General features: G+C 70.9%; 6 protein-coding genes. All 6 read left to right on the plus strand.

What is annotated here, in order from left to right; translation table 11 throughout:
- Positions 1-183: 183 nt before the first annotated feature.
- The 6 genes from ACH4NX_RS02920 to ACH4NX_RS02945 all read left to right on the plus strand — a co-directional run bounded on the left by ACH4NX_RS02920 (position 184) and on the right by ACH4NX_RS02945 (position 7,665).
- On the plus strand, positions 184-1,569 hold the full coding sequence (locus ACH4NX_RS02920) for a lysine N(6)-hydroxylase/L-ornithine N(5)-oxygenase family protein (protein WP_398127426.1): 1,386 nt from the start codon (positions 184-186) through the stop codon (positions 1,567-1,569).
- A gap of 11 nt (positions 1,570-1,580) precedes the next feature.
- Positions 1,581-2,639 (plus strand): iron ABC transporter permease, encoded by a 1,059-nt coding sequence (locus tag ACH4NX_RS02925; RefSeq protein ID WP_351393944.1) that lies wholly within the window; start codon positions 1,581-1,583, stop codon positions 2,637-2,639.
- A gap of 155 nt (positions 2,640-2,794) precedes the next feature.
- A complete protein-coding gene (locus ACH4NX_RS02930) occupies positions 2,795-3,829 on the plus strand; it encodes an iron chelate uptake ABC transporter family permease subunit (RefSeq protein ID WP_351394104.1) in 1,035 nt (344 codons plus the stop codon).
- Between the two features lie 38 nt (positions 3,830-3,867).
- The gene (locus tag ACH4NX_RS02935; RefSeq protein WP_398127427.1) at positions 3,868-4,728 is read left to right on the plus strand and encodes an ABC transporter ATP-binding protein; all 861 of its coding nucleotides are present in this window, start codon (positions 3,868-3,870) and stop codon (positions 4,726-4,728) included.
- Between the two features lie 91 nt (positions 4,729-4,819).
- On the plus strand, positions 4,820-5,878 hold the full coding sequence (locus ACH4NX_RS02940; RefSeq protein WP_398127428.1) for an iron-siderophore ABC transporter substrate-binding protein: 1,059 nt from the start codon (positions 4,820-4,822) through the stop codon (positions 5,876-5,878).
- Positions 5,875-7,665 carry an ABC transporter ATP-binding protein gene (locus ACH4NX_RS02945; protein ID WP_351393953.1) on the plus strand — a complete coding sequence of 597 codons (1,791 nt, stop codon included), beginning with the start codon at positions 5,875-5,877 and terminating at the stop codon, positions 7,663-7,665. Before ACH4NX_RS02940 ends, ACH4NX_RS02945 begins: the two co-directional genes overlap by 4 nt.
- Positions 7,666-7,706 lie beyond the last annotated feature (41 nt).

Here is a 7,706-nt window from a genome sequence, read left to right on the forward strand (position 1 = left end):
CCTTAGTGCGCAACGTCCCCGCGTAATACCCCCAGTTGGGAGCGTTGTCCTCAAACCGCCCTATCGACACCCATGTGGAGTCAGCTTAGGCTCACCTAAGTTACCGGCGGCCGTTCCGTCGGCATGTCCCGTTCCGGCACCGCCCACGCCCGACAGGCGACTGTCCCGCACGATGGGAGTGACATGTCACAGGTACCTTCTGATGGCCCCGCGCCTGAGGGGCCCCCACCCGATGGCCCCCCACCGGTCCACGACCTCGTCGGCATCGGCTTCGGACCGTCCAATGTCGCCATGGCGATCGCGCTGACCGAGCACAACGCACACGCCGGCGCGCCGGAGACGGTCACCGCTCGCTTCTTCGAGCAGCAGCCGCGCTTCGGCTGGCACCGCGGCATGCTGATCGACGACGCGACCATGCAGGTGTCCTTCCTGAAGGATCTGGTGACACTCCGCAACCCGGCCAGCGAGTTCAGCTTCCTCTGCTACCTGCGGAGCAAGGGACGGCTGGTCGACTTCATCAACCACAAGAGCCTCTTCCCGCTGCGGGTGGAGTTCCACGACTACTTCGAGTGGGCCGCCGCCCAGGTCGACGACCTGGTCTCCTACGGTCACGAGGTCGTCGGTGTCGCGCCCGCCCTCCGTGACGGAGCCGTGGAACACCTGGAGGTGACGGTCCGTTCGGGAGAGGGCCTCGAGATCCACCGGGCGCGCAACCTCGTCATCGGCACCGGACTGCGTCCCCTCGTGCCGAAGGGCGTGGAGCGCGGCGACCGTGTCTGGCACAACTCCGAACTGCTGGCGAGGGCCGACGCCCTGGAGGGCACCTCACCGTCCCGCTTCGTCGTCGTGGGCGCGGGCCAGAGCGCCGCCGAGAACGTCGCCTACCTGCACCGCCGCTTCCCCGGGGCCGAGGTCTGCGCCGTCTTCAGCCGTTACGGCTACAGCCCCGCCGACGACAGCGGTTTCGCCAACCGGATCTTCGACCCCGCCGCGGTCGACGACTACTTCACCGCGCCCGGCAGCGTGAAACGCCGGCTGATGGACTACCACGGCAACACCAACTACTCCGTGGTGGACATCGACCTGATCGACGACCTGTACCGGCGGATGTACCAGGAGAAGGTCCTCGGCACCGAACGGCTGCGCTTCCTCAACGTGTCCCGGCTCACCGACGTCAAGGAGACGCCGGACAAGGTCCGTGCCACGGTGGAGTCCCTGGTCACCGGTGAGGAGACCTTCCTGGACGCGGATGTCGTGGTCTTCGCGACCGGCTACGGCCAGGCCGACCCCCTGGGCCTGCTCGGCGAGGTCGCGGACCGCTGCCTGCGCGACGACGAGGGCCGCGTCCGCGTCGAGCGCGACTACCGCCTCGCCACCGACCCCGGCCTGCGCTGCGGCATCTACCTGCAAGGCGGCACGGAGCACACCCACGGCATCACGTCGTCCCTGCTCTCCAACACCGCCGTCAGGGTCGGGGAGATCCTGGAATCGCTGGTCGACCGGGGTCTCAAGTCCGCATCCGACGCGGTCCGGACGGTTGCCGACGGAACCGGCCCGACCGCCCGTTAGTGTACGTCGCCATGACCACGACTGCGGTTGAACGCCCCACGCCCGGGGGCGTAACGGGGGCCCGCCGACGGCGGGTCGCGGGACTGGGCGTACTCGCGGTGGTACTCGTGGCCGCGGGAGCGGCGTCGCTGGCCGTCGGCGCGCGCGCGTTGAGCCCCGGCGAGGTGTGGCACGGGCTGTTCGCCGCGCCGGACCCCGACCAGCGGCTCACCGAGATCAGGCTCATCGTGCGCACCGTGCGGGTGCCCCGCACGGTGCTCGCGATCGTGGCGGGCGTCGCTTTGGGGGCAGGCGGAGCGCTGATCCAGGGATACACCCGCAATCCGATCGCCGACACTGGTCTGCTGGGGGTGAACTCCGGCGCGTCCTTCGCCGTGGTGACGGGGATCGCCCTGTTCGGGTTCACCAGCCCGTTCCAGTACGTCTGGTTCGGCCTCCTGGGCGCGGCGGTCGCGGGTGTCGTCGTGTTCGGGCTGTCGAGCATCGGCCGGGGTGCCGGCAACCCCTTGACGCTCGCGCTGGCCGGGCAGGGCGTCACCGTGTTCCTCGCGGCGATGACCACGGCGGTCGCGCTGACGGACAAGGCCTCGCTGAACGCGCTGCGCTTCTGGAACGCGGGTTCGGTGGCCGGTGTCGGGTTCGACGTCATCTGGCCGGTGACCGCGTTCATCGTGGTCGGGCTGGTTCTGGCACTGACCACGCTGCCCGCCGTCAACCTGCTCAACCTGGGTGACGACGTGGCACGGGGCATGGGCGTGAACATCGCGCTGACCCGGACCGTCGGGATCGTCGCCATCACCCTGCTGGCGGGCGCGGCCACGGCGGCGTGCGGCCCCATCGCGTTCATCGGTCTCATGGTGGCCCACGTGGCCCGGTACCTGACCGGGCCGGACTACCGCTGGCTGGTGCCGTACGCGGGGCTGCTCGGAGCCGTCGTCCTGCTGGTCTGCGACATCGTGGGGCGTCTGGTGGTGCGTCCGGGGGAGCTGGACGCGGGTGTCCTCGTCGCTCTCCTCGGCGCACCGTTCTTCGCGGCCCTGGTGTGGCGCGGGAAGTTCAGGAACGCGTGAGCGGCGGAGCGGATGTGCGGCCGGACGTGACGGGGGACGGGGCGGACGCGACGGGGAACGGGGCGGACGTGAGGCCGGACGTGACGGGGAACGGTGTGGGCGTGACGGCGAACGGGCCGGATGTGACGGTGGATGAGAACGGCGCGAAGCCGGCCATGGCGCCCGGGGTGCGGCTCGGGCAGGTGTCGTTCGTGTGGCGGCCCTGGATCGCCTGCGTGACCCTGCTGCTGACCGTGGCGGCCTTCCTGCTGTTCTGCCTGTCCATCGGCGTCGGGGACTTCCCCATCGGCCTGCCCCGGGTGGTCGCCACCATCTTCGGCCGGGGCGAGCAGGTCGACGAGTTCGTGATCATGGACCTGCGGATGCCCCGCGCCCTCGCCGGCCTCGTCGTGGGCGTCGCGCTCGGAGTCTCCGGCGCCCTCACGCAGTCCATCGCGCGCAATCCGCTGGCCAGTCCGGACATCCTGGGCATCACCAGCGGTGCCGGCGCGGTCGCGGTGTTCCTGGTGACGGTGTCCGGCGGCACCGCCGCGGCGGTCGTCAGCACGGTGGGCCTGTCCTCGGCTGCGCTCGCGGGCGGGCTGGGCACCGGGCTGCTGGTGTACTTCCTGGCGTGGCGCCGGGGGATCGACGGCTTCCGGCTCATCCTCATCGGGATCTCGGTGAGCGCCATGATGCAGGCGATCACGACCTGGCTGCTGGTCACGGCCGACATCAGGGACGTGGCCCGGGCCCAGGCGTGGCTGGTCGGCTCGCTGGACAACCGGGGGTGGAACGAGGTCTGGGTAGCCCTGTGGGGAACGCTCGTCCTGCTGGCCGTCGTGTCGTGCGTCGCCTTCCAGTTCAAACCGATGCACTTCGGCGACGAGGTCGCCGCGGGTCTCGGCGTCCGGTACGCGACGGTGCGGGCGGTCCTCCTGCTGTGCGCGGTGCTGCTCGCCGGCGTGGCGGTGAGCGCGGCCGGACCGGTCCCCTTCGTCGCGCTGGTGGCGCCGCAGGTGGCGATGCGTCTGGCGAGGTGCCCGACGCCGCCGTTGGTTGCTTCCGGCATGGTGGGGGCCCTGCTGCTGATCGGCTCGGACCTGGTCGCGCGCACGGCACTGCCGGTCTCCCTCCCGGTCGGTGTGGTCACCGCCGCGATCGGTGGCCCCTTCCTGGTCTATCTGCTGGTGCGGGCGAACCGCGGATAGCTGGTACAAAGTAAGGCGAGCCTAAACAAGGGGGCCTTGTGGTCGTTCAGTCCATCACCGCGACGGAGTCCGGAGCCGGCGGCGCCCCACGGCTGGCGGCCAGGGGAGTCACGGTCGGATACGGCGCCCGGACCGTCATCGACGATCTCGACGTGGCCATCCCGTCCGGGGTGATCACCACGATCATCGGCCCCAACGGCTGCGGGAAGTCGACCCTGCTGCGGACGCTGTCGCGGCTGCTCAAACCGGCCAGGGGGACGGTCGTGCTGGACGGCGAGGACATCGTCACGCTCAGGACCAGGGACGTGGCGAAGAAGCTCGGCCTGCTGCCCCAGGCGCCGGTCGCCCCGGACGGGCTGACGGTGTCCGACCTGGTCGCCAGGGGGCGCCATCCGCACCAGAGCTGGCTGCGGCAGTGGTCGTCGGACGACGCCGCCGTCGTGGAGCGCGCGCTGGCCATGACCGGGGTCCTCGACCTCGCCGACCGCCCGGTGGACTCGCTCTCCGGCGGCCAGCGTCAACGCGTCTGGATCTCGATGACCCTGGCCCAGGGCACCGACCTGCTGCTCCTGGACGAGCCGACCACCTACCTCGACCTGGCGCACGCGATCGACGTGCTCGACCTGGTGGACGACCTGCACGAGTCGGGGTGCACCGTGGTCATGGTGCTGCACGACCTCAATCTGGCCACGCGCTACAGCGACAACCTCATAGTGATGCGGGAGGGGGCGATCCTCGCGCAGGGACACCCACGCGATCTGATCACCGCAGACCTGCTGCACGAAGCCTTCGGGCTGCGCGCCAAGGTGATCGACGACCCGGTGGGCGACCGGCCGCTCATCGTGCCCATGGGACGCGCCCACGCCGAACTCGACCGAGTACCCGCAGAGTTGAAATAGTGAGGGTAGGCTAACCTCACCTGGACGCGATAAGGTTTGCTGCCCCTCGGACGGGGGCGCAGTGGACGGCGCGACAGCAAGGGATCTCCGGATGCTCCTCAGAACGACGCGTACGAAGCCCCGGCGGCGGTTGGCGGCGGCACTGTCCGCCGCCGCACTCGGCGTCGGCCTCCTCGCGGGGTGCGGGTCCGACTCGAACGACTCGGCGGACAAGGCGGGCGACGGCTCCCCGGCCGCCGCCGGCGCCTTCCCGGTCACCGTGGAGCACGCGTTCGGAACCACGGAGGTCACCGAGGCTCCCGAGCGGGTCGTCTCCGTCGGCTACACGGACGACCAGACCATCCTGGCGTTCGGAATCAAGCCGGTCGGCATGGTCGACCAGTACCCGAACCCGCCGGGCCGGAGCCCCGACATCAACACGCAGTGGCCCTGGGTGAAGGACAAGTGGGGTGACACCGAGCCCGAGGTCGTCATGAAGAACGGCGACTCCGGCCCCAACTTCGAGAAGATCGCCGCCCTGCGGCCGGACCTGATCGTCGCGGTGTACTCCGAGATCGACCAGGCCGCCTACGAGAAGCTCTCCAGGATCGCCCCCACGGTGGGCCGCACCAAGGCCGAGAAGGAACCCTTCAGCGCGCCGTGGCAGGACAACGCGCTCCACATCGCCAAGGCGCTCGGCAAGGCCGAGGAGGGCGAGAAGAGGGTGGCGGACATCCAGGGCAAGCTCGACGCGGCCAAGAAGGCGCACCCCGAGCTCGCGAGCCAGACCGCCGTCGTCCTGTCCTGGTACGAGGACTCGGTGGCGCCCTTCACCTCCACCGACGTGCGCGGACGGCTGGTGACGGGCATCGGCTTCACGTACCAGACCGAGATCGACAAGGTCGCGGACGGCACCTTCTACACGAAGCTCTCGCCCGAACGCGTCGACCTCGTCGACGTCGACCGGATCTTCGTCATCAACGACAGGGCCGACCAGGACGCGCTGAAGAAGTTCGAGCTGTTCACCAATCTGGACGCCGTGAAGAACGGCAAGGTGTCGTACCTGCTGGACAGCGAGGGCCCGGCGGTCGGCGCGGCCATCTCCCAGGGCACCCTGCTGTCCATGCCGTACGCGATCGACGAGCTCGTCAAGTCGGTCGGGCAGGGGTGAGCGGGACCGACACCCGCGTCGCCCCGGCGACGCTGCGTACGGCGACCGGACGCGAGGCCACCCGGTGGATCGCGGAGCACTGCCGCGAGGTGCCGTGGCTGACGGGCGCCACCGTACTCACCACGGTGGCCGGCGCGGCGCTCCAGGTGCTGCCGGTCCTGCTGCTCGGCCGGGTGGTCGACGCGGTGGTCGAAGGCGAGTCGCGGTCGGTCCTCGTGACGATCGGGGCCCTCATGGTGGCCGCCGCGCTGCTCGGCGCGGCGGCCACCGCGGTGTCGACCTATCTCGTCGGGCGGCTGGGCGCCGATCTGCTCGCGCGGCTGCGGGAAGGCGCCGTCCGGGCGGTCCTGGGGATGCCCAGCACCCGGGTCGAGCAGGTCGGCCGGGGAGACGTGCTGTCCAGGGTCGGCGACGACGTGGCCGTGATCTCCAAGGGCATCCGGACGGCCGTCCCCACGGTGTTCTCGGCGGGCGTGCTGGTCGCCATCGCCACGGCCGGCATGTTCGGACTGGACTGGCGACTGGGCCTGGCGGGCGCCGGTGCGCTGCCCGCGTACGGGCTGGCCCTGCGCTGGTACCTCCCCCGGTCCGCCCCGCTCTACCGGAAGCAGCGCGTGGCCCAGGCCGACCGGGCGCAGGCCCTGATAAGCGGACTGAACGGGATCGACACCGTCCGGGCGTACCGCCTCGAGGACGCGTTCCGTCAGAAGGTCACCGCCGAGTCCTGGCGGGTGCGCGACCTCGGCATCGAGGTCTTCCGGTTCTTCGGCCGGTTCGTCGGCAGGGAGAACCGCGCCGAGTTCATCGGGCTGACCCTGATCCTCGTGGTGGGGTACGTCCTGCTGGAGGCCGGCGCCGCCAGCCTGGGCGAGGTGTCGGCCGCCCCGCTGCTGTTCCACCGGCTGTTCACGCCGCTGGGCGCCATCATGTTCACCTTCGACGAAGCGCAGAAGTCGGGTGCCAGTCTGACCCGGCTGGTCGGGGTGCTGGGGGAGGAGGCGGAGGACCGGCTGGTGGGCGACGCGTCGGTCGCGGTGGCGGACGAGGCCACCCCTCGCCCGGTGACGGTGGAGGGGCTGACGTTCACCTACCCCGGCGCCGAGGAGCCGGTCCTGAGGGACGTCAGCCTGACGATTCCGGCGGGCGGTTCGCTCGCCCTGGTGGGGGCGACGGGTGCGGGCAAGACGACCCTGGCGGCGCTGATCGCGGGCATCGGCACCCCGCAGGCCGGGACGGTGCGCGTCGGGCCGACCGATCTCGCCGGTGTGGACGAGGCCGGGGCGCGTGCCCTCGTGAGCATCCTGACCCAGGAGACGCACGTGTTCTCCGGTCCGCTCGCCGACGACCTGCGGCTCGCCGCGCCGGAAGCGACCGACGCCGAACTCGTGGACGCCCTGCGCACGGTGGGCGCCGACGCGTGGGTCGAGGCGCTGCCCGACGGGCTGGACACCCTGGTCGGCGAAGGCGGCGAGCGCCTCGACGTCACCAAGGTCGCCCAGATCGCCCTCGCCCGGCTGGTGCTGAGCCGGGCGCCGGTGGTGGTCCTGGACGAGTCGACCGCGGAGGCGGGCAGCGAGGGCGCCGCCGAGCTGGAACGGGCCGTGCTGGCCGCCTGCTCGGGCCGGACCACGTTGTTCGTGGCACACCGGCTGACCCAGGCGATGGCCGCGGACCGCATCGCCGTCCTGGACGCGGGACGCGTCGTGGAGCAGGGAACACACCGGGAGCTGGTGGCTCTGGGCGGCCGGTACGCGCGCCTCTGGCGGGCCTGGAGAGAGGGTAGTTAGGTATGCCTAAGTTAGGCTAGCCTGCCTTCAATCCCTGGAAG

Source organism: Streptomyces sp. NPDC017225 (genome assembly GCF_044331465.1).
Classification (GTDB): Bacteria; Actinomycetota; Actinomycetes; order Streptomycetales; family Streptomycetaceae; genus Streptomyces.